The 21939-nt window shown below is 72.7% G+C and carries 16 protein-coding genes, 1 tRNA gene and 1 pseudogene; 10 read left to right on the top strand and 8 right to left on the bottom strand.

All coding sequences use genetic code 11. From position 1 onward, the window contains the following. Positions 1-39 precede the first annotated feature (39 nt). Positions 40-2790, bottom strand: coding sequence for a pyruvate dehydrogenase (acetyl-transferring), homodimeric type (gene aceE, locus CG736_RS09755; protein ID WP_100585782.1), 2751 nt, complete (start codon positions 2788-2790; stop codon positions 40-42). Between the two features lie 458 nt (positions 2791-3248). Here aceE and CG736_RS09760 point away from each other — a divergent pair, with 458 nt between their 5' ends. The 3 genes from CG736_RS09760 (at position 3249) to CG736_RS09770 (ending at position 5040) form a co-directional block, all read left to right on the top strand. Then, entirely contained in the window at positions 3249-3686 is a 438-nt protein-coding gene (locus CG736_RS09760; protein ID WP_043913813.1) for a DUF3052 domain-containing protein, read from the top strand. 193 nt (positions 3687-3879) lie between these two features. Further along, a complete protein-coding gene (locus CG736_RS09765; RefSeq protein WP_043913812.1) occupies positions 3880-4338 on the top strand; it encodes a peroxiredoxin in 459 nt (152 codons plus the stop codon). Positions 4339-4464: 126 nt separating this feature from the next. Beyond that, positions 4465-5040, top strand: coding sequence for a TerD family protein (locus CG736_RS09770; RefSeq protein WP_043916337.1), 576 nt, complete (start codon positions 4465-4467; stop codon positions 5038-5040). Between the two features lie 58 nt (positions 5041-5098). Here CG736_RS09770 and CG736_RS09775 read toward each other — a convergent pair whose 3' ends face one another. After that, positions 5099-7441, bottom strand: coding sequence for a PQQ-binding-like beta-propeller repeat protein (locus CG736_RS09775; RefSeq protein ID WP_100585783.1), 2343 nt, complete (start codon positions 7439-7441; stop codon positions 5099-5101). Between the two features lie 393 nt (positions 7442-7834). On the opposite strand from CG736_RS09775, the gene CG736_RS09780 reads away from it, so the two are divergent. Then, a complete protein-coding gene (locus CG736_RS09780; protein ID WP_043913808.1) occupies positions 7835-8410 on the top strand; it encodes a TerD family protein in 576 nt (191 codons plus the stop codon). Positions 8411-8458: 48 nt separating this feature from the next. Beyond that, positions 8459-9547 carry a DUF475 domain-containing protein gene (locus CG736_RS09785; protein WP_100585784.1) on the top strand — a complete coding sequence of 363 codons (1089 nt, stop codon included), beginning with the start codon at positions 8459-8461 and terminating at the stop codon, positions 9545-9547. 71 nt (positions 9548-9618) lie between these two features. Here the strand turns inward: CG736_RS09785 and CG736_RS09790 are convergent, their stop codons facing one another. Then, entirely contained in the window at positions 9619-10704 is a 1086-nt protein-coding gene (locus CG736_RS09790; RefSeq protein WP_100585785.1) for a DUF2637 domain-containing protein, read from the bottom strand. A 235-nt stretch (positions 10705-10939) separates the two neighbouring features. Between CG736_RS09790 and CG736_RS09795 the strand changes: the two genes are divergently transcribed. Then, positions 10940-11683 (top strand): Tellurium resistance, encoded by a 744-nt coding sequence (locus CG736_RS09795; RefSeq protein ID WP_100585786.1) that lies wholly within the window; start codon positions 10940-10942, stop codon positions 11681-11683. A 4-nt stretch (positions 11684-11687) separates the two neighbouring features. Here the strand turns inward: CG736_RS09795 and CG736_RS09800 are convergent, their stop codons facing one another. After that, positions 11688-12710 (bottom strand): TerD family protein, encoded by a 1023-nt coding sequence (locus CG736_RS09800; protein ID WP_100585787.1) that lies wholly within the window; start codon positions 12708-12710, stop codon positions 11688-11690. Between the two features lie 335 nt (positions 12711-13045). Between CG736_RS09800 and CG736_RS09805 the strand changes: the two genes are divergently transcribed. From CG736_RS09805 to CG736_RS09815, 3 genes and pseudogenes are all read left to right on the top strand, one after another. Further along, positions 13046-14227 carry an HpcH/HpaI aldolase/citrate lyase family protein gene (locus tag CG736_RS09805; protein ID WP_100585788.1) on the top strand — a complete coding sequence of 394 codons (1182 nt, stop codon included), beginning with the start codon at positions 13046-13048 and terminating at the stop codon, positions 14225-14227. 237 nt (positions 14228-14464) lie between these two features. Then, positions 14465-16999 (top strand): annotated as a pseudogene (locus CG736_RS37580) (phosphoribosyltransferase). Between the two features lie 30 nt (positions 17000-17029). Then, entirely contained in the window at positions 17030-17875 is an 846-nt protein-coding gene (locus CG736_RS09815) for an HAD family hydrolase (RefSeq protein WP_100585789.1), read from the top strand. A gap of 22 nt (positions 17876-17897) precedes the next feature. On the opposite strand, the gene CG736_RS09820 is transcribed toward CG736_RS09815, so the two are convergent. Both CG736_RS09820 and CG736_RS09825 read right to left on the bottom strand, forming a co-directional pair. Further along, positions 17898-18113 (bottom strand): zinc ribbon domain-containing protein, encoded by a 216-nt coding sequence (locus tag CG736_RS09820; RefSeq protein WP_100585790.1) that lies wholly within the window; start codon positions 18111-18113, stop codon positions 17898-17900. Between the two features lie 59 nt (positions 18114-18172). Beyond that, complete coding sequence (locus CG736_RS09825) at positions 18173-19426, bottom strand: hypothetical protein (RefSeq protein ID WP_100585791.1); 1254 nt, start codon at positions 19424-19426, stop codon at positions 18173-18175. A 181-nt stretch (positions 19427-19607) separates the two neighbouring features. Between CG736_RS09825 and CG736_RS09830 the strand changes: the two genes are divergently transcribed. Further along, positions 19608-19679, top strand: a tRNA-Val gene (locus CG736_RS09830). A gap of 350 nt (positions 19680-20029) precedes the next feature. On the opposite strand, the gene CG736_RS09835 is transcribed toward CG736_RS09830, so the two are convergent. Together CG736_RS09835 and CG736_RS09840 are read right to left on the bottom strand one after the other, a co-directional pair. Beyond that, on the bottom strand, positions 20030-20680 hold the full coding sequence (locus CG736_RS09835) for a response regulator transcription factor (RefSeq protein WP_100585792.1): 651 nt from the start codon (positions 20678-20680) through the stop codon (positions 20030-20032). After that, positions 20668-21912: a sensor histidine kinase gene (locus CG736_RS09840; RefSeq protein ID WP_100585793.1), complete on the bottom strand. Its 1245-nt coding sequence runs from the start codon at positions 21910-21912 to the stop codon at positions 20668-20670. The genes CG736_RS09835 and CG736_RS09840 overlap by 13 nt, the downstream gene beginning before the upstream one ends. Between the last annotated feature and the right edge of the window lie 27 nt (positions 21913-21939).

A 21939-nucleotide genomic window follows, 5' to 3' on the forward strand; every position in this document is an offset into this window, starting at 1 on the left:
AGGGCGCGGGGACGGTGGAGCGGGTGGAGCGGCCGGCGCTTAGGCGTCGCCGCCCGCGGCACCCGGCTCGGCCGCGGCCACGTCGAGGAGCTGGTAGCGGTCGATCGCGGACTTGAGGACCGAGCGGTCGATCTTGCCCTGCTTGGCCAGCTCGGTGAGGGTGGCCAGGACGATCGACTGGGCGTCGATGTGGAAGAAGCGCCGGGCCGCGCCGCGGGTGTCGGCGAAGCCGAAGCCGTCGGCGCCCAGGGACTGGTACTGGCCGGGGATCCAGCGGGCGATCTGGTCCGGGACGGCGCGCATCCAGTCGGAGACGGCCACGAACGGACCCTCGGCCCCGGAGAGCTTGGAGGTCACGTACGGGACGCGCTGCGGCTCCTCCGGGTGGAGGAGGTTGAACTCCTCCGCCTCGACGGCGTCGCGGCGCAGCTCGTTCCAGGAGGTGGCCGACCAGACGTCCGCCTTGACGTTCCACTCCTCGGCGAGGATGCGCTGCGCCTCCAGCGCCCACGGCACCGCCACGCCGGAGGCGAGCAGCTGGGCGGGGATCTGGCCGGCGGCGCCCTCGGAGAGCTTGTAGATGCCCTTGAGGATGCCGTCGACGTCGACGCCCTCCGGCTCGGCCGGCATCTTGATGGGCTCGTTGTAGACGGTCATGTAGTAGAAGACGTCCTCGCCGTGCGGGTGCTCGGCGGAGGAGCCGTACATGCGGCGCAGACCGTCCTGGACGATGTGGGCGATCTCGTACCCGTAGGCCGGGTCGTAGGCGACCACACCGGGGTTGGTGGAGGCCAGCAGCTGCGAGTGGCCGTCGGCGTGCTGGAGGCCCTCGCCGGTCAGCGTGGTGCGGCCGGCGGTGGCGCCGATCACGAAGCCGCGGGCCAGCTGGTCGGCCATCTGCCAGAACTGGTCGCCGGTGCGCTGGAACCCGAACATCGAGTAGAAGACGTAGACCGGGATCAGCGGTTCGCCGTGCGTCGCGTAGGACGAGCCGGCGGCGATCAGCGAGGCGGTGCAGCCGGCCTCGGAGATGCCGTCGTGCAGCATCTGGCCGGACGGGGACTCCTTGTACGCCAGCAGCAGCTCGCGGTCGACCGACTCGTAGGTCTGGCCGAGCGGGTTGTAGATCTTGGCGGACGGGAAGAGCGAGTCCATGCCGAAGGTGCGGTACTCGTCCGGCGCGATCGGCACGAAGCGGTTGCCGATGCCCTTGTCCCGCATCAGGTCCTTGAGCACCCGGACGAACGCCATGGTGGTGGCGATGGTCTGGTTGCCGGAGCCCTTCTTGACCGCCTTGTACGCGTCGTCGCCCGGGAGTTCGAGCTTGCGCGGGCGGACCTTGCGGGTGGGCACGTAGCCGCCGAGCTCCTCGCGGCGGTCGTGCATGTACTGGATCTCTTCCGAGTTGCGGCCCGGGTGGTAGTAGGGCGGGTAGCCCTCGTCGAGCTGCTTGTCGGTGATCGGCAGGTGCAGCCGGTCGCGGAAGCGCTTCAGGTCCTCGACCGTCAGCTTCTTCATCTGGTGGGTGGCGTTGCGGCCCTCGAAGTTGGGGCCCAGCGTCCAGCCCTTGACGGTCTGCGCCAGGATGACGGTCGGCTGGCCCTTGTGCTCGCGGGCGGCCTTGAACGCGGCGTAGACCTTGCGGTGGTCGTGGCCGCCGCGGCCCAGGTGCTGGATCTGGTGGTCCGTCATGTTCTCGACCATGGCGCGCAGGCGCAGGTCGCCGCCGAAGAAGTGCTCGCGGATGTACGAGCCGGACTCGGTGGCGTAGGTCTGGAACTGGCCGTCCGGGGTGGTGTTCAGCTTGTTGACCAGGACGCCGTCGCGGTCCTGGGCCAGCAGCGGGTCCCAGGTGCGGTCCCAGACCAGCTTGATGACGTTCCAGCCGGCGCCGCGGAACTGCGACTCCAGCTCCTGGATGATCTTGCCGTTGCCGCGGACCGGGCCGTCCAGGCGCTGCAGGTTGCAGTTGACCACGAAGGTCAGGTTGTCCAGGCCCTCGCGGGCGGCCAGGGACAGCTGGCCGAGCGACTCGGGCTCGTCCATCTCGCCGTCGCCGAGGAAGGCGTACACCTGCGAGTCGGAGGTGTCCTTGATGCCGCGGTGCTCCAGGTAGCGGTTCATCCGGGCCTGGTAGATCGCGCCGAGCGGGCCGAGGCCCATCGAGACGGTCGGGAACTCCCAGAAGTCCGGCATCAGCCGCGGGTGCGGGTAGCTGGACAGGCCGAACGGCGCCTTGGACTTCTCCTGGCGGAACGCGTCGAGCTGCTGCTCGGTCAGTCGGTCCAGCAGGAAGGCGCGGGCGTAGATGCCCGGCGAGGCGTGACCCTGGAAGAACACCTGGTCGCCGGACTCGCCGTCGGCGTCCTTGCCGCGGAAGAAGTAGTTGAAGCCCACGTCGTACAGCGACGCGGAGGAGGCGAAGGTGGCGATGTGGCCGCCGACGCCGATTCCCGGGCGCTGGGCGCGGGAGACCATGACGGCCGCGTTCCAGCGCGTCGCGTTGAGGATCTTGCGCTCGATCTCCTCGTTGCCGGGGAAGAACGGCTCGTCCTTGGTGGCGATGGTGTTGACGTAGTCCGTGCTGCGCATCTCGGGCACGGCGACACGCTTTTCACGGGCGCGCTCGATCAGCCGCAGCATCAGGTAGCGGGCACGCTCGCGCCCACGCTCGTCGATGGCAGCGTCAAGCGACTCCAGCCACTCCGCGGTCTCCTCGGGATCGAAGTCCGGGACCTGGCTCGGGAGGCCGCCAATGATGATCGGGTTGCGATCGGATCCGGAAGCCACGCTGTTCCTTCACTGTCGGTCGAAACTGAGTTGTCGCGCCGCCTCCATCGTGCTACCGCGTTCGGAGATCCGTCATCTCTACCGATCGGTAACCGTTCCGCCGGTTGGGCGGTACGGTCAGGAGGTGGTCCGACCTGGGACCCCGGTCGGTGGATGGCCGCCGGTCGGGGTGAGGGCCAACAGAAGACTTTACGCCCGCACACGGGGCTGGCCCGAATGCCGTTCGCATCTCGGGCAGGCGTACGGCCTGTGCGAGGGTGGGAGACGAAGCGTCCTGGTCCGGTACGGATACGGACATTTCGGTGTGATTGGCCACACGGAGGGCGGCGTGTCGGCCCTCGACGCGTCAACCTTTGGGTGGGATCGGGGGTCGGGTACTTGCGCGAACCGCCGCTCCCGTGTGGACTACGGCCACAGCCTCGGCATGGATGCCGAGCCGAATACTGGAGGTTATTCCCGTGAGCGCGACCGCGGACCCCGCGGACAAGTCCAACCCGGCGCTTCGTCTGGGCTTCGAAGAGGGCCAGATCATTCAGGAGCTCGGGTACGACGACGACAGTGACCAGGAGCTCCGCGAGGGCATCGAGGACATCACTGGCACCGAGCTCGTCGACGAGGACTACGACGACGTCGCCGACGGCGTCCTGCTGTGGCACCGCGACGAGGACGGGGATCTCACCGATGTCCTGGTCGACGCCCTGGAGTACCTGGCGGAGGGCGGCCTGATCTGGCTGCTGACGCCGAAGACCGGCCGTGACGGGCACGTCGAGGCGCACGAGATCGCCGACGCCGCGAAGACCGCGGGCCTGTCGCAGACCAGCTCGGTGGCGATCGCCAAGGACTGGGCGGGCACCCGCCTGGCCACCCCGAAGGCCTCGAAGACCGGCAAGCGCTGAGCTTCGAATCGTGACGCGGGCCCCGGCGGAGTTCCTCCGCCGGGGCCCGTGTGCGTCGCCCCGCCACCGTGTTCGCTCAGGGCTGAACGGTACGTCGAGCGGCCCGACGTCTCCCCCGAACGGCCGAACGGGCGCGCGCGGATGCGAAGATTTCCCTGCCCGCACCATCACGTCCCGGCAGGAAGGTTCCACCATGGCCATCGAGATCGGCGCCCAGGCCCCCGACTTCGAGCTGAAGAACCAGCACGGCGAGTCGGTGAAGCTGTCCGACTTCCGCGGCGAGAAGAACGTCGTCGTGGTCTTCTACCCGTTCGCCTTCACCGGCGTCTGCACCGGCGAGGTCTGCGAGATCCAGAAGGAGCTGCCGCGCCTGCAGAACGACGAGGTGCAGGTGCTCGCCGTCTCCGCCGACTCGCCGTTCTCGCTGCGGGTGTTCGGCGACCAGCAGGGCCTCGAGTACCCGCTGCTGTCGGACTTCTGGCCGCACGGCGAGGTCGCCCGCGCCTACGGCGTCTTCAACGAGGAGAAGGGCTGCGCGGTGCGCGGCACCTTCGTGATCGACAAGGAGGGCGTGGTCCGCTGGAGCATCGTCAACGGCCTCCCGGACGCCCGCGACACCCAGGAGTACCTGGCCGCCGTCGGCGCGCTCTGACGCCCCCTCGGCCCGGCGGGCGCCGATTTCCGGCACCCGCCGGGCCGAGTCGCCGCCGAGGTCCGGGAACCCCGCACTACGATCGGGCCGTTGACGGATCGGGAAACCGACTTCTTGGAGGACCACGTGGGTGTCAGCCTGAGCAAGGGCGGCAATGTCTCGCTCACCAAGGAGGCGCCGGGCCTGACGGCCGTGGTCGTCGGCCTCGGGTGGGACGTACGCACCACCACCGGCACGGACTTCGACCTGGACGCCAGCGCGCTGCTCTGCACCGAGCAGGGCCGGGTCCGCTCCGACGCCGACTTCATCTTCTTCAACAACCTGAAGAGCGCCGACGGTTCGGTCGAGCACACCGGTGACAACCTCACCGGTGAGGGCGAGGGCGACGACGAGCAGATCAAGGTCCACCTGGACGGCGTCCCGGCCGACGTGGCCAAGATCGTCTTCCCGGTGTCGATCTACGACGCGGAGAACCGGCAGCAGAGCTTCGGCCAGGTCCGCAACGCCTTCATCCGGGTGGTGAACCAGGCCGGCGGCGCCGAGATCGCCCGCTACGACCTCTCCGAGGACGCCTCCACCGAGACCGCGATGGTCTTCGGCGAGCTGTACCGCAACGGCGCCGAGTGGAAGTTCCGCGCCATCGGCCAGGGTTACGCCTCCGGCCTGCGCGGCATCGCGCAGGACTTCGGCGTCAACGTCTGAGGTCGCGCCGGGCACGGTGCGGGCCGGGTCCGTCCGCGGAGCCGGCCCGTCGCCGTCGCTACTCCGGCGGCAGCGCCATCACCCGGTCGCCCTGGACGGCGATCAGCAGGTCGTCGTTGCCGGCCAGGTGCCAGGGCAGGTCGGCCGGGGCGCCGGTCTGGAAGGTCCAGCGGAGCTTGCGGTCGACCACGTCCACCGCGTGGATGCCGCGGTCCGCGGTGGGCACGAACAGGGTGTCGCGGACCAGCACCGGGCTGTCCATCAGCACCTCGGTGGGCAGCTCCAGGCGCCACAGCTCGGTGCCGTCGGCCGCGTTGAAGGCCACCACCCGGCTCGGGGCGGTCGGGGTGTAGGTGGTGCCCTGGACGGTCATGGTCAGGCCGCCGAGCACCGCGTACACGACGTGCTTGCCGGCTGCGGGCGGCGAGTACCACAGGCGGGTGGAGCGGTCGGAGGTCTTCGCCCACACCTGCTTGCCGTCGGAGACCCGCACGCCCTGCAGGCCGTTCGGCCCGACGGAGCAGAACACCAGGCCGTCCTGCAGCACCGGCTGGTAGGTGGAGCGCGAGTCGGTGGTGGCGAACCAGCTCTGGGCGCCGTCGGCCAGTGAGCGGGCGACCAGGTTCTCCTTGCTGTCGGTGTACAGCAGGGTGTCCGAGGTCAGGTCGGAGCTGACCAGGTAGTCGGCGGTCCGGTTGCGGTGCTGGTTCCACAGCATCGAACCGTCCTTGCGGGACAGCGCCATGATGCCCTTGCCGGTCTTCGCGCCGGAGTCGGGCAGGCCGGACGAGTCCAGCGACAGGTAGGCGCACATCGCGTACACGGCGCGGTCGTCGGCGGCCAGCACGGTGTCCGAGGCGATCTGGGTGCCGTTCGGCTTCGGCGGCTCGGGCCGGTACTTCCACAGCACCGCGCCGGAGCCGGCGTCCACCGTGATCAGGTCGGCGATGGTGCCGTAGGAGACCGAGCCGCCCGCGACGGCCAGGTGGTAGGCCATCGCGTCCTTGGTGATCCACTTCTCGCTGCCGTCGGCCAGGTCCACCGCGACCAGGTCCGCGCCGCCCAGGTGCAGCAGGCCGGGGGAGAACGCCATGCCGAGGCTGCCGGCGCTGCTCGACGACAGCCGGTACGTCCACAGCGGGGCCGGCGGCACGCCCGGGGCGCGGGTGCTGCGGGCCGGGGACGGGGAGGCGGAGCCACTGGACGGCGGCGCCGGGTCGGGGTGCGGAGCGGCGCCGCGGCGGCCCAGCGCCCAGGCGGTCAGGCCGCCGGCGCCGGCCAGCACGGCCGCGCCGCCGCCCAGCAGCAGCGCCCGGCGGGACGGGCGGGCGGCCGCGGCGTCGACCGGCTCGGTGGCCGGACCGTCCGGGGCGGCGGGGGCCGGGGTGCGGACCCCGAGCCGGACGGTGCCGGTCGGGGAGTCGGAGACCTCGGTCGGGGTGCGGACGGCCGGGGCGCGGCGCGGGTCGACGGGGGCGGCGACCCGGACGGGGTCCTCCAGGTCCATCACCTCGGCGGCGCGGGTGGCGATGTCGGAGGCGACCGCGACGGGCAGCCAGCCGGAGCGGGCCGGGGCGACCGACTCGCCGAGCAGTGCGCGGAGTTCGGCGGGTGAGGGCCGCTGCGCCGGGTCCTTGGCCAGGCAGGCGGTGACCGCGGGCCGCAGCGGTTCGGGCAGCGCGGTCAGGTCGGGGCGGTCGTGCACCACCCGGTACAGCAGGGACGCGGCGGACGGCGCGCCGCCGTCCTCGGCGTGGTCGAACGGGGCGCGGCCGGTGGCGGCGAGCACCAGGACCGAGCCTAGCGAGAACACGTCGGAGGCCGGGCCGATCGGGCGGCCGCCGGCCTGTTCGGGGCTCATGTAGCCGGGCGAGCCGACCACCACGCCGGTGGAGGTCATCCGGTCGCCGTCCAGGGCCCGGGCGATGCCGAAGTCGATCACCCGGGGGCCGTCGGCGGCCAGCAGCACGTTGGACGGCTTGAGGTCGCGGTGCACCAGCCCGGCCGCGTGGATCGCCGTCAGCGCCTGCGCCAGGCCCACGCCGAGGGTGCGGACGCTGTCGACGGGCAGCGGCCCGTGGTCGTCGACCGCGTCGACGAGCGCGGGGCCGAGCACGTACGCGGTGGCCAGCCAGGGGGTCTCGCCGTCCTGGTCGGAGTCGACCACCGGGGCGGTGAAGGTGCCTCCGACGGAGCGGGCGGCGGTCACCTCGCGGCGGAAGCGCTCGCGGAAGTCGGCGTCGTGGGCGAGTTCGGCGCGCACCACCTTGACCGCGACGGTCCGGCCGCCGGCCGAGCGGGCCAGGTAGACCCGGCCCATGCCGCCGACACCGAGTCGCGCCAACAGGCGGTAGGGGCCGACGGATTCGGGGTCGGTGCCCTCGAGCGGTTCGAACGGCATCGTGGCGATGCTCCCTCTGTTCGTCCTGGTGCGTCCGTGCCCGCGCGACGGTTCGTTCGGCGGCGGGGGCAGCGTACCGGGCGGGTTCCGGCCGGTTCCGGTCGGCGGGGAAACGGATGCGCGCTTGATAGATTCGGCCGCGATCCGCCCCCGGCCGGGGCGCTTGCGCGGACGGTTTCGGGCCCGCGGGGCCCACCGGTCGGGCCCGGCGGTGAGCGGAGTTCAGGAAGTTCAGTCGGGTGTGCAGCACTGCAGGGCCGTCGAGGGGCGTAGATCTCTTGGGGTGCGTCCTTCGGACGTGCCCGGTCGGACCGGCCCTCCCGGGCGGTCCGACGGCCGACCACCGCAGCACACCCCGGGAGCCCCGGAGACGGGAGCTGGGAGGAAAGTCCGATGACCGTCACCCTTGCCAAGGGCGGAAACGTCTCGCTGACCAAGGCCGCGCCGAACCTGACGCAGGTCCGGATCGGCCTCGGCTGGGACGCCCGGTCCACCACCGGCGCGCCGTTCGACCTGGATGCCAGCGCACTGCTGTGCTCCGCCGGTCGAGTCCTCGGCGACGAGTACTTCGTCTTCTACAACAACCTGCGCAGCCCCGAGGGCTCGGTCGAGCACCAGGGCGACAACCTCACCGGCGACGGTGACGGCGACGACGAGGTGGTCGAGGTCCACCTGGACCTGGTGCCGGTGCAGATCGACAAGGTCGTCTTCGCCGTGTCCATCTACGACGCCGACGCCCGGCTGCAAAGCTTCGGGCAGGTCTCCAACGCCTACATCCGCGTGGTCAACGTGGGCGACGGCAGTGAGATCGCGCGCTACGACCTCTCCGAGGACGCGTCCGGCGAGACCGCGATGATCTTCGGCGAGCTCTACCGCTACCAGGGCGAGTGGAAGTTCCGTGCCGTCGGCCAGGGCTACGCGTCCGGCCTGCGCGGCATCGCGCTCGACTTCGGCGTCAACGTTCAGTAAGCAGCCCGGAATCGGTCAATTCCGGTAGCCAGAAAGGTAACTGACCCCGTGTTCCTCCGTACGTTCGGATGGTCCTTCGCCATCACGATCGCCGGCCTGATCGCCGCCGGCCTGATCTGGGGGGCCGAAGGATTCGGCGTCGTCCTGATCCTCTCGATCCTCGAGATCTCCCTGTCCTTCGACAACGCCGTCGTCAACGCCACCGTTCTCAAGCGGATGAACGCCTTCTGGCAGAAGATCTTCCTCACGGTCGGCGTGCTGATCGCGGTCTTCGGCATGCGGCTGGTCTTCCCGCTGCTGGTGGTGGCGCTGACCGCGCACCTCAACCCGGCGACCGTGGTCCAGCTGGCGCTGGACTCCAGCAAGACCCACGACGGCCACACCTACGCGCAGTACCTGGAGATGGCCAACCCGGCGATCGCCGCGTTCGGTGGCATCTTCCTGCTGATGATCTTCCTCGACTTCATCCTGGAGGAGAAGGAGTTCAACTGGCTGCGCTGGATCGAGAAGCCGCTGGAGAAGATCGGCAAGCTGGAGGCCCTCTCCTCGGTCATCGCGCTGGTGCTGCTCGCCCTGTCGGCCCGGCTGTTCGCCGGTGACCGTGCCGAAACGGTCCTGCTGGCCGGTGTCTGCGGTCTGGCCACCTACCTCGCCGTCAACGGCCTCTCCGGGGTCTTCGAATCCGGCCTGGAGGAGCAGGAGGAGGCCGAGCACGAGGCCGAGCGCAAGGGCAAGTCGATCGTCCAGGTCGGCGGCAAGGCCGCGTTCTTCCTCTTCCTCTACCTGGAGGTCCTGGACGCGTCCTTCTCGTTCGACGGCGTGGTCGGCGCGTTCGCCATCTCGCAGGACATCTTCCAGATCACCCTGGGCCTCGGCATCGGCGCGATGTACATCCGCTCGCTGACCGTCTTCCTGGTCCGCAAGGGCACCCTGGACGACTACGTGTACCTGGAGCACGGCGCGCACTACGCGATCGGCGCGCTGTCGCTGATCCTGCTCGCCTCGATCAAGTTCCACGTCCCGGAGATCGTCACCGGCCTGATCGGCGTCGCCTTCATCGGCGCGGCACTGGCCTCCTCGATGATCCGCAACAAGCGGGAACAGACGCTGGAGGGCGCCGAACCGGCCGAGAGCTAGCCGGCGCCGCCCAACGAGAGAGCCGCCCACCGGGACGTCCCGGCGGGCGGCTCTCGTCGTGCTGCGGAGGATCAGCCGAGCTGCTGCTCGATCGCCCGGAGCTTGCGCTCCAGCGAGTCCAGCTTCGGCATCGACAGGGTGTCCTCGTCCATCGTCAGGTCGATGCTGGACGAGTACGAGCTGCCGGTGGAGGGCGATTCGACGGCGGCGCGGGGGCGGCGGCCGGCGTTCAGGGCGGCGGGCTCCAGGGCGGAGGGGCCGACCCGGTCGAGGGTGGTTTCCTCGGCGGCTAGGGCAGGCTCCGTAGCGGACGACGGGGAGTCGCCCGCGGCGGCCAGAGCAGGCACCTGACGGCCGTGCCGGGCCCGGCCAAGCATGCCGGTCTGCCGGGAGATCGCCTTCAGCTCGGCCCGCTCGCGGCGGTCGGCGCTGCGGGCGCGGACCTTGGCGTCCAGCTTGGCCTGACGCTCCTCGCGGACCTCCTCGACGGCCTCGTCCAGGCTGCGGACGTTCTCCAGCAGCATCAGCGACCAGGCGGCGTAGGTCTCGCGGGGGGCGCGCAGCCAGCGGACCACGCGGATCTGCGGCAGCGGGCGGGGCACCAGGCCCTGCTCGCGCAGCGCCGCCCGGCGGGTCTGCTTCAGCGCCCGGTCGAACAGCACGGCCGCCGAGATCGACATGCCGGCGAAGAACTGCGGGGCGCCGTCGTGCGCGCCGCCGCGCGGGGCGTGCACCCAGTTGAACCAGGCCGAGGCGACGGCGAACAGCCACACCAGCATGCGGGAGCCGAGCGCCGCGTCACCGTGGCTGGCCTCGCGCACCGCGAGCACCGAGCAGAACATCGCGGCGCCGTCCAGGCCGAACGGGACCAGGTACTCCCAGCCGCCGGACAGGTTCAGGTTCTGCTGGCCGAAGCCGACCAGGCCGTGGAACGACAGCGCGGCTGCGACACCGGCGCAGCAGAACAGCAGCACGTACGACGCGCCGCCGTAGACGGCCTCCTTGCGGCGGCGGCGCTCCTCGCTGCGCTCCCAGGAGTCGTCGGACCCCTCGGCCTTGTTGTTCTTGAAACGCAGGAAGGCCACCAGGATGGCGGTGAACAGCAGGGCTGCGCCGCCGACCACGGCCCAGACCAGCTGTATGGAGGAGAGGTTCATCGCGGGGAGGGCCTCGGCTTTCCGCAGGGCAGGGGAAGTTGGAGGTGACGTGGCGCACGGGACAACGCACGGGACACCTGTGCGGAGAGACGATATCGCGTCCGAGGAGCGGGCATCGTACGGGAGTGACGAACCCTCTGCCAGCGGGCTCCGCCGGAGGGTTGACGTTGACTCAGGGACCGTCGGGTGGGTATTGGAGAGGCTGAGGACAGAACCGGCGCTGGGGGAGGACACGATGGTCTCGGTGTGGGAGTTCCTGAAAGGGGACCGCAGTGACAGCTTCGACACCGGAGGGCAGTTCAAGGTCACACTGACCAAGTCCCAGCCGCAGCACGCCATCACGGGCTCGGCCGCCACCACCGGCTACCTGTACATCAACCTGCACTGGTCGACCCGCGGCGCCGAACGCCCCACCGTGGGCCGCACGCTGCGCCGGTTCTTCGACCCGCGCATCCTGCGCCCGCTGGAGCCCGCCACCGCCGGCTCCGCCCCGCAGAGCGTGGACCTCGACCTGGCCTGCATGTACGAACTCGCCGACGGCAGCCGGGGCGTGGTGCAGCCGCTCGGCCGACTGTTCGGCGACCTGAACAAACCGCCGTACATCAAGCTCTCCGGTGACGACGTGTCGGGCGCGTCGTCCGGCGAGACCATGCACATCAACCTGGAGAAGAAGGACCAGTTCAAGCGGCTGCTGGTGTTCGTCTACATCTACGACGACACCCCGGCGTTCGACCGCACCCAGGCGGTGATCACGATCGTCCCGCAGAGCGGCCCGCGGATCGAGATCGAGCTGGACGAGCGGGCCGCGGCGGCCCGCTCGTGCGCGGTGGTGCTGATCGAGAACGACGGCGAGGGCAAGCTGTCGATCCGCCGCGAGGTGCGGTACGTGCACGGCTTCCAGTCCGACCTGGACCGGCTGTACGGCTTCGGCATGCAGTGGGAGCGGGGGTACAAGACCGCCGAGAAGCCCGGAAGTTGACGGCTCAGCGCGGCTGGAACTGCGGGCCCTGCGGCGGCAGCGCGAACGGCGCGCCCGGCTGTGGGGGCGCCGGCTGCTGCACGGGCTGCTGAACGGGCGGTGCGGGCTGCTGCTGCGGGTAGCCGTAGCCTGCGGCCTGCGGCTGGCCGTACCCGCCGGCGGCGGCCGGCTGGGGGTAGCCGTAACCGCCCGCCTGCGGCTGCGGGTAGCCGTAGCCCTGCGGTTGCGGTTGCGGCTGCTGCTGCGGGTAGCCGTAGCCGGCGGGCGGCCGGTCGCCGGTCTGCGCGGCGTGGTGGACGGTCGGCGGCAGCGCGGGCGGCGGCGGGGCGAGGATCGGGGCCGACGCCTGGGTGGGCAGCGCCGGGGCGAGCGTCCAGTCGTCCTCGTCCACCGGGGCCGGCGCGGGCCGCTGCGGCGGCTCGGGGGCGGCGGCCGGTCCGGGCAGCCGCGGGTCGGCGGCCAGCGGGGCGCCGCCGTCGCCGCCGGAGTCCTCCACGGTGATGCCGAAGTCGGTGGCCAGCGCGATCAGTCCGTGCACGTACCCCTGGCCGACGGCGCGGAACTTCCAGCCGCCCGAGCGGCGGTACAGCTCGGCGGCGACCAGCGCCGTCACCTGCTCGTGCTCGTCGACGGCGAACTCGGCCAGCGCGGGCGTCCCTTCGGGCGCGCCGACGTCGAACAGCAGCACCCGCAGGTTCGGCACGGCGGGGAACGCCCCGCCCTCGGCGGAGCCGGCCAGCACCACCCGGTCCACCCCGGCGGGCAGCTTCGCCAGGTCGATCTCCACCGCGTCCCGGATCCAGCCGTCCGCGGCCTGCTTGGGCAGGTGGCGGACCAGGCCGGACGGGTGCCGGGGCTGGTTGTAGAACACGAAGTCCAGGTCGTCGCGGACCCTGCCGTCCTCGGCCAGCAGCAGGGCCGAGGCGTCCACGTCCGGGATGCCCGGGGTGTCCGTCCAACGCAGGACGGCACGGACGGCGTTGGCCGTCAGCGGGATGTTGGCGCCCTTCGCCATCACATGCGTCATAGCGCACCATCCTGCCGCCTGCCCGGGGCCCGGGACAACGCGGGCGCGGCGTCGGCGGGCTCGGGCGACGGGGCGGCGGGCTCGGGGCGGTCGGGGCGGCAGGCCGGGAGCGATGTCGGACGACGGGGCCGAAAAGCTTGTGGGAATTCGATGTTTCGAACTGCTTCGCCGGCCTCGTCCGGCCGTACGATGGGCGGCCGGCGGCCCGGTGCTCCCGACTCCGCACGGTGACCGCGCCCCGGCGAACTATCCGGCCGCGCCAACCGTCCATGTGTCGAGGGGGCAGCCGTCACCGGCCCCCCAGCGGGTCCCACAGATCAGAGCGGGAGAGCACTTTGCGCCACTTCGGGCATCTCGCGGACGACGTCCGCAGCCGGCTCTTTCACGAGCAGCCCGTCGCCTTCGACCGGGACAGCGGGGCGGACGTCCTGGCCACCGCGCTCGGCGCCACGCTCTACAGCCCCGCCACCCGTCCCACCCTGGCCCGCGACGTCCGCCGACAAGCCGCCCGCGGCGTGATCTCCATGGTGCTCTGCCTGGAGGACGCCATCGCCGACCACGAGGTCGACGACGCCGAGCACAACCTGGTCGCCCAGCTCGCCGAGCTCGCCGGGCCGGCGGGCCAGGACGCGGCCGCCGAGCTTCCGCTGCTGTTCGTCCGGGTCCGGTTCCCCGAGCAGATCACCGACCTGGCCCGGCGGCTCGGCCCCGCGCTGCGGCTGCTCAGCGGCTTCGTGGTGCCCAAGTTCACCGAGGACAGCGGGCGGCCGTTCCTGGAGGCGCTGACCCGCGCCGAGGAGGCCGGCGGGCAGCGGCTGTTCGTCATGCCGGTGCTGGAGTCGCCCGAACTCGCCCACCTGGAGAGCCGCCGCGAGCAGCTCTTCGGCATCGCCCGGCTGCTCGACAAGCACCGCGAGCGGGTCCTCGCCGTGCGGCTCGGCGTCACCGACCTGTGCTCCGCGTACGGGCTGCGCCGCTCGCCCGACCTGACCGCCTACGACGTGTCGCTGGTGGCCCAGGTGATCGGCGACGTGGTCAACGTGCTCGGCCGCGCCGACGGCACCGGGTTCACCGTCACCGGCCCGGTCTGGGAGTACTTCCCGCTCCAGGAGCGGATGTTCAAGCCGCAGCTGCGCCGCACCCCGTTCGCCGAGGCCACTCCACCCGCCGACCGGGTCCGGCAGCGGCTGATCGAGCACGACCTGGACGGGCTGATCCGGGAGATCGAACTCGACCGGGCCAACGGGCTGTTGGGCAAGACCTGCATCCACCCCAGCCACGTCGCCGCCGTGCACGCGCTGTCCGTGGTGACCCACGAGGAGCTGTGCGACGCCCAGGACATCCTCCAGCAGCACCGCGGCGGCGGCGGGGTGAGCCGCTCCGCGTACACCAACAAGATGAACGAGGCCAAGCCGCACCGGGCCTGGGCCGAGCGGGTGCTGCTGCGCGCCGAGGTGTTCGGCGTCGCGCGGGCCGAGGTGTCCTTCGCGGAACTGCTCTCCGCCTGCGTCTCCTGAACCCGGAACCTCCCGGGAGCTGACTGCGCGTCAACCGATCGGAGGAGGCCGGCCTCCACCGGGCGGTCACCGGATCCTCACCGATCGGTACGCGAAGCGTCGCCGGTCGGTCGATCCACGGGCCTCGGCGCGCCCCGTACGCTCGAACCCGGACGTGCAGCCCTGCGTCCTCACCGAGCACCACCAGCATCACCAGCACCACCGGCACCATCCGTCGCCGTGAGGAGAGGAGTCCCGATGACCGTCGACACCACCGCCCCCGGGCCGGTCGGGGCCGACCCCTGGACCGGCCAGTGGGTCACCGACCGGCTGGGCGTGCGCCTCACCGGCGGGCCCGAACTCACCGCGCTGATCGGCCTCGCGCTGCGCCGCAACCCCAAGCGCGCCCACCTGCTGGTCTCCCAGGTGCTGGGCAAGCACGTCCCGCAGCGGCCCGAGGTGGTGCACGGCGCCGGGCTCGACCTCGGCCGCCGGGTGGCCGCGCTGCTCGGCCCGGCGGAGACCGCGCGCGCCGTGGTGCTCGGCTACGCGGAGACCGCCACCGCCCTCGGCCACAGCGTCGCCGACGGCCTCGACGCGCCCTACCTGCACTCCACCCGCCGCCCCGTGCCCGGCCTCGCCCCGCTCGGCGGCTTCGAGGAGGAGCACTCGCACGCCACCAGCCACCTGCTGCTCCCGGAGGACCCGGAACTCCTCGCCGGCGACGGCCCGCTGGTGCTGGTCGACGACGAGTTCTCCACCGGCACCACGGTCCTCAACACCATCCGCGCCCTGCACGCCGCCCACCCCCGCGAGCGGTACGTGGTGGTCGCCCTGGTCGACCTGCGCACCCCCGCCGACCGCTCCCGCCTGGCGGCCGCCGCCGCCGAGCTCGGCGCCCGGGTCGACCTGGTGGCCACCGCCGACGGCGGCGTCCACCTTCCCGCGGACGTCCTGGACCGCGCCCGCGCCCTCATCGAGGCCGTCCCCGAGCAACCCCAACCCGTCGCGCCGCAGGGCGAGCTGACGCGCCTCCCGCTGCCCTGGCCGGACGGCCTGCCGGACGGCGGCCGGCACGGCTTCACCGCCGCCCACCGCCGCCGGCTGGACGAGACGCTCCCCGCCCTGGGCGCCGCCCTCGCCGACGCCGTCGGCCCCCGGGCCCGCCGCGTCCTGGTGCTCGGCTGCGAGGAGCTGATGTACGCCCCGCTGCGCCTCGCCGACGCCCTGCAGCGCCGACTCCCGGACGCCGAGATCCGGTTCTCCACCACCACCCGCTCCCCGGTGTTCGCCCACGACCACCCCGGCTACGCGATCCGCACCCGGCTCGCCTTCACCGCCCACGACGACCCGGCCGGCGACGACTCCACCGAGCGCTACGCCTACAACGTCGCCCCCGGCAGCGACCCGGCCCGCCGGTTCGACACCGTCGTCCTGGTCGTCGACGACCCCGCCGACACCCCCGCCCTGCACCACGGCCCCGACGCCCTGCTGCCCCGCCTGCGCACCGCCACCGACCACGTGGTGCTCGCCGTTCTCCCGTCGTACCGCCCGGCGCCACCCGCCTGACGCCCCACCGACCGCCCGCTGCCCGAGCATCACCCCTGCGCACCCCACCGAAGGCCCGGCATGACCGCACACACCGCCCCCTCCCCGCCCGCCGCCCGCCCGCTGCACGGACCGGCCTTCTCCAGCTACCCGGCCGCCGACGTCACCTGGCTGCTCAAGGACCTCTCCGGCGTCCACCTCGAAGCACCCACCGAGGAACGCGAGGAGGCCGTGCAGTCCGGCGGCGCCCACTACGCCGAGTCGCTGCCGGTCGAGTACCAGCCCAGCCCCGAGTACCAGCAGCTGTTCCGCACCGCGCTGGCCGCCTCCGCGACCCGGCTGGCCACCGCCGTCGGCGCGGTCGCCGAAACCCTGCTGCGCGAACGCGGACCGCACCTGGTGCTGGCCTCGCTGGCCCGGGCGGGCACCCCCGTCGGCATCCTGATCCGCCGCTGGCTCGCCCACGCCCACGGCCTCGACGTGCCGCACTACACCGTCTCCATCGTCCGCGGCCGCGGCATCGACCGGGTCGCGCTGCGCCACCTTGCCGCCCACCACCGCGCCGCCGACGTGGTCTTCGTCGACGGCTGGACGGGCAAGGGCGCCATCACCCGGGAGCTCGACCGGGCACTGGCCGGCACCGGCTTCGACCCCGACCTCGCCGTCCTCGCCGACCCCGGCAGCTGCGTGCGCACCTACGGCACCCGCGACGACTTCCTGATCCCGTCCGCCTGCCTCAACTCGACCGTCTCCGGCCTGGTCTCCCGCACCGTGCTGCGCGCCGACCTGACCGGGCCGGACGAGTTCCACGGCGCCAAGTACTACCGGCACCTGGCCGACGCCGACGTCTCCACCCGGTTCGTCGACACCGTCGCCGCCGCCTTCCCGGCCGTCGCCGACGCCGTCGCCGCCGAAACCGCCCGCCTCGCCACCGCCGACCGCACCCCCAGCTGGGAAGGCTGGGCCGCCGTCGAGCGGATAAGCGCCGAGTACGGCATCGACAGCGTCAACCTGGTCAAGCCCGGCGTCGGCGAGACCACCCGGGTGCTGCTGCGCCGCGTCCCCTGGCGGATCCTCGCCCGCCGCGGCGCCGGCCCCGACCTCGACCACATCCGGCTGCTCGCCGCCCAACGCGGCGTCCCCGTCGAGGAGATCGACCACCTGCCGTACAGCTGCGTCGGCCTGATCCACCCGCGCTACACCCGCGGCGCCACCGGCGCGGACGGCACCGCCGTCCACACCTGACCCTGCCCCCGAACGAAGGAGATCCCGCCCGTGCCGCAGTTCCTGGTCGCCAGCGACCTCGACCGCACCCTCGTCTACTCCAACCGCGCGCTCGCCCTGGACGTGCCCGACCGGCTCGCCCCGCGACTGCTCTCGGTGGAGGTGCACGACGGCAAGGCGCTCTCCTTCATGACCGAGACGGCCGCCGAACTGCTCGCCGAACTCGCCGCGCAGACCCCGGTCGTCCCGATCACCACCCGCACCCGCACCCAGTACGAGCGGATCAACCTGCCCGGCCCCACCCCCGGCTGGATCCCGCCGTACGCGGTCTGCTCCAACGGCGGCCACCTGCTCGTCGACGGCGTGCCCGACGCCGACTGGCAGCGCGAGATCCGCGCCCGGCTGGCCGCGGCCAGCGCCCCGCTCCCCGAGGTGGTCGAACACCTCGCCCTGACCGCCGACCCCGAGTGGACGCACAAGCGGCGGGTCGCCGACGACCTGTTCGCCTACCTGGTGGTCGAACGCGCCGAACTCCCCGCCGGCTGGATCGACGACCTCACCGCCTGGTGCGCCGACCGCGGCTGGACGGTCTCCCTCCAGGGCCGCAAGGTCTACGCGGTGCCCGCGCCGCTCTCCAAGAGCGCCGCGCTCGCCGAAGTCCGTCGCCGCACCGGAGCGGAGACCGTCCTCGCCGCCGGCGATTCACTGCTCGACGCGGAGTTGCTGCTCACCGCCGACCACGGCTGGCGGCCCGGCCACGGCGAACTCGCCGAGACCGGGTGGGAGGCCGACGGCGTCACCGCGCTCACCGAGATCGGCGTCGCGGCCGGCGAGGAGATCCTCCGGCAGATGCTGGCCCGGGTCCGCGCCGGGGCGGTGGTGCCGGTCACCGGCTGACCGGCGACCGGCCGATGCCCGGTCAGCCGCAGCAGCCGCCCCCGCAGCAGCCGCCGCCCCCGCCGCTCGGGGCCGGGGCGGCCGCGCCGCCCGCGCCGGTGACGGCGACGGTCGACAGCAGCTTCACGGTGTCGGGGTGACCCTCCGGGCAGACGGCCGGGTCGTTGGCCCGGGCCATCGGGCGGCTGAGTTCGAACGTGGCTCCGCAGGAGCGGCAGCGGAAGTCGTAGCGAGGCATGGTCAGCAGCGTACCCAGGCCCGGCTGCGCGCCGGTGCCCCCCTCGGTCGCGCCTCCGCTCAGTGACCGCGGATCATCGTGACGACCTCGGCCGCCGTCTCCCGGACCGCCGCCAACTCGGTCAGGAACTGCCAGTAGTCGGGGTGCCGACCGGCCTGCTCCAGCGAGGCGACCGCACGGTCCAGGCGGCCCACCGCCGCGTCCAGCGGCCCCGCGTGCCGCGGGTCCGGCGCCTGCCGGCCGGCCATCGCCAGCCGCTGGGCGTCGCGCAGCGCGAACCGGGCCCGCTCGATCTCGCGCTGCGGATCGTGCTGCACCTCGTTCAGCTGCCGCAGCCGCTCATTGACGGCCGTCACCGAGCCCTCGGCCGTCTCCAGCAGCGCCCGCACGGTGCCGATCGCCGACGTGGCGTCCGCCCACCGCTGGTCGCCCCGGGCCCGCACCGCCTCCGTCAGCCGGGACCTGGCGCTGCGCACCGCGTCGGCGGTCTGCGCCGGCACATTCTGCAGGTCCTGCCAGCACGCCGTCGAGAACCGCCGCCGCAGCTCGCTCAACGCGGGCTCCACCGTGCCGGCCCGGTTCTCCAACGCGTCGATCCTGGTCCGCAGCGTGCCCACCCGGCGGTCGATCTCACCGGCCCGCTCCGGCAGCTGCGCCGCCTCCGCCCGCACCGCCTCGGCCCGCCGCGCCACATCCTCCGCACGCTGGAGCGTGGCCGGCACGCCGTGCTGCGAGACGCCCTGGTTCAACCTGCTCAGCTCCGGCGCGAGCTCGGCCAGCCGCGCCGCCAGATCGTCCGCCTTCAACCCCGCGCCCCGCGCCTGCTCCAACGCGACGGTCGCCGCCAGCAGCGCCTGCTTGGCCCGCTCCACCGCCGGCGTCACCCGGATCAGCTGCGCCTCGGCATGCTCCACCAGCGGCTGCAACCGGCCGACGAAGGTGCCGAGCTCGGTCCGCTTCGCGTCCAACTCGCGCTTGGCCTGCTCCAACTGCTGCTTGGCCCGGAACGCCGCCGACGGGTCCAGCTCGGCCGCCTCCAGATCGACCGCGTCCAGCGCCCCCAAGTAGGCCACCGTCACCTGGTCGATCCGGGCCACCAGGTCCGCGTACTCCTGCTCCACCCGGCGGGAGGTGGCCGGCTCGCCCGCCGACTTCACCGTCTCCACCGCGAGCAACGCGTCCCGCTGCGCCGAATCCAGCTCGTAGAACGACTCCTGTGCCGCCTCCCGGGCCGCCCTGGCGTCCGCACGCGCGCCGTCCCGCCGGCCGCCGCCCCACCAGCCGCCCCGACCCCCGCCACCGCCGCCGGCCACCCTCACCACGTGCTCCCTGCTCCGTCCCGTCCCACCACTCCGACCGCCATTCTTGCCGATCACCCACCCCACCCGGCACCCCCCGACGACACCCCCGTCCCCACAGGGCGGCGAACCACTCCCAGGACCAGGTAGTCTGTCCACTCGTCGTGCGACCGGCCCCACCGGTCCACCTCGACGCGGGCGCATAGCTCAGCGGTAGAGCGCCGCCCTTACAAGGCGGATGTCGGCGGTTCGAAACCGTCTGCGCCCACACTGAAGATGCAGGTCAGAGGCCCTTCCCCCGAATCCGGCGGAAGGGCCTTCGGCGTTGCGGCGCACATTCGGAACACACCTCGGTCCGCAGCGGGTCCGGACGGCCGGGCAGAGGTGACCGTACGCGGCCGGGCCCGGCATCGCGGTTCCGAGGCTGCCGGCACGGAGCCGGCCGCCCCGCGCACGTCTCCGCCGACACCCACTGCCACCGCGGTCACCGATCGGCAGGCCCGCCGGCACCTCGCCGTCGACGTCTGCTCCGTCCGTCCCGAAGCCGAGCAGGCCGAGATTCTTCACATCGGCGCTGCCCGGTACTCCGGCCGTAGATCGTGATCACGGACGGGAGGGTCAGGCCCGGGACACGCCGAGGAACCGCAGCACGGCCAGGACGCGGCGGTGGTCCGCGTCGACCACGGGCAGGTCGAGCTTGGCGAAGATGTTGTTGATGTGCTTCGCCACGGCGCTCTCGCCGACCACCAGCGCCTGCGCGATGCCGGCATTGGAGCGCCCCTCGGCCATCAGGCCGAGCACCTCCCGTTCGCGGGGGGTCAGCCGTGCGAGCGGGTCGCTGTCGCGGCGCAGCAGCAACTGGGCGACGACCTGCGGGTCCAGGGCCGTGCCCCCGTCCGCCACCCGCCGGACCGCCGCCACGAAGTCGGCGACATCGGCGACCCGCTGCTTGAGCAGGTAGCCCACACCGCTGGTGTTCGCAGACAGCAGGTCGGCCGCGTACCGCTCCTCCACGTACTGCGAGAGCAGCACCACCGGCGTCCCCGGCCAGCGCCGACGGATCTCCATCGCCGCCCGCACCCCCTCGTCGGTGAAGCCGGGCGGCATCCGGACGTCGATCAAGGCAAGTTCGGGCCGGTGCTCCGCCACTGCCGCCAACAGCCCCTCCGCGTCGCCGGCTTCCGCGGCGACCTGGAACCCGCCCATCTCCAGCACCTTGATCAGGCCGACCCGCAACAGCACCGAATCCTCGGCGATCACCGCGCGCACGGCAGCTCCGCGGTGATGGTGGTGGGCCCGCCGACGGGGCTGCTGACGTGGAAGGCCCCGTCGAGGGAGCCGACCCGCCTGGCCAGCCCGGTCAGCCCCGTGCCGGCGGCGTCGGCGCCGCCCAGCCCGTCGTCGGTGACGCGCACTCGCAGCACCTCGCCGACCTGACGGACGATCACCTCTGCCTGCATCGCGCCGGCGTGCTTCGTCGCATTGGTCAGCGCCTCGGAGATCACGAAGTACGCGACCGACTCCACGGTGGGCGCCATCCGCCCCTCCAGATCGACCCGCAGCCGCACCGGCAGGGGCGTGCGGGCAGCCAGCCCGGACAGCGCCGCGTCCAGCCCCCGGTCTTCGAGCACGGCCGGGTGCAGCCCCCGCACCAGGTCATTGAGTTCGGCGATCGCCTCCTTCGCGTCCAGGTGCGCTCTCGTGATCACCTCGCGGGCATCGCTCGGCAGGTCCGGGCGGGTGGCGATGGCCAGACCCAGGTTGACCGCGAGAGACACCAACCGCTGCTGGGTGCCGTCGTGCAGGTCGCGCTCGATCCGGCGGCGCTCCGCGTCGACGGCCTCGATCAGGTCGGTCCGGCTCACGGCCAGCTGATCGACCCGCGCCTGGAGCCGCTGCGCGCGGCTGGGCCCGAGCAGGCCCGACGCCAGCCGTGCCTCGGCCCGGGCCACTGCCCGCGCCGTCCAGGGCAGGGCGCACAGGAGGAGGAGCCCGGCCGCTGTGCAGGCCGGCAGCTGGATCAGGTAGCCGAACCAGTCCTGGCGGATTCCGGCCGGCAGCGCCCATGCCCAGGCGTAGGCGACGGCGCCCGCCAGGCCCGCCCCTGCCACCGCGAGCACCAGCAGCTCCAGCAGCGCGAGCAGCGGGCCCAGCACGAGGTGGTAGCCGATCTTGCGCCAAGGCCGCGTCGCCGCGAGCCACCGGGCGGTCGAGGCCCACGTCCGTCGTTCCGGCGCGATGGGGGTGGGCCGGGGGACGTCCACACCCATGAGCACCCGGTAGCGAGCCCGCTGAACGGCCGTCAGCACCGGGGCGCCGAGCAGGACCAGGGCGGCCGACACGGAGACCGTGAGGAGCCAGTTCCCCGTCCTGGCGGTAGTCGTCGCCGCCCAGGACCACACGGGCACCAGCGCCAGGTGCGGCAGCACACCAGCAGCAAGAAAGCCGGTGTCCCGCTGCGCCCGGAGGACCGTGCGCCTCAGTCCAGCTGGAATCGTCATGGCACGACGCTAGGGCACCGCGGGAGG

The organism is Kitasatospora sp. CB02891, assembly GCF_002803145.1.
GTDB classification, from domain to species: Bacteria; Actinomycetota; Actinomycetes; order Streptomycetales; family Streptomycetaceae; genus Kitasatospora; species Kitasatospora griseola.

Coding starts and splice junctions, on each gene's coding strand:
- CG736_RS09765 (WP_043913812.1), top strand. CDS start 3,880: ATGGCCATCGAGATCGGCGCCCAGGCCCCCGACTTCGAGCTGAAGAAC.
- CG736_RS09775 (WP_100585783.1), bottom strand. CDS start 7,441: ATGCCGTTCGAACCGCTCGAGGGCACCGACCCCGAATCCGTCGGCCCC.
- CG736_RS09780 (WP_043913808.1), top strand. CDS start 7,835: ATGACCGTCACCCTTGCCAAGGGCGGAAACGTCTCGCTGACCAAGGCC.
- CG736_RS09790 (WP_100585785.1), bottom strand. CDS start 10,704: ATGAACCTCTCCTCCATACAGCTGGTCTGGGCCGTGGTCGGCGGCGCA.
- CG736_RS09795 (WP_100585786.1), top strand. CDS start 10,940: ATGGTCTCGGTGTGGGAGTTCCTGAAAGGGGACCGCAGTGACAGCTTC.
- CG736_RS09800 (WP_100585787.1), bottom strand. CDS start 12,710: ATGACGCATGTGATGGCGAAGGGCGCCAACATCCCGCTGACGGCCAAC.
- CG736_RS09820 (WP_100585790.1), bottom strand. CDS start 18,113: ATGCCTCGCTACGACTTCCGCTGCCGCTCCTGCGGAGCCACGTTCGAA.
- CG736_RS09840 (WP_100585793.1), bottom strand. CDS start 21,912: ATGACGATTCCAGCTGGACTGAGGCGCACGGTCCTCCGGGCGCAGCGG.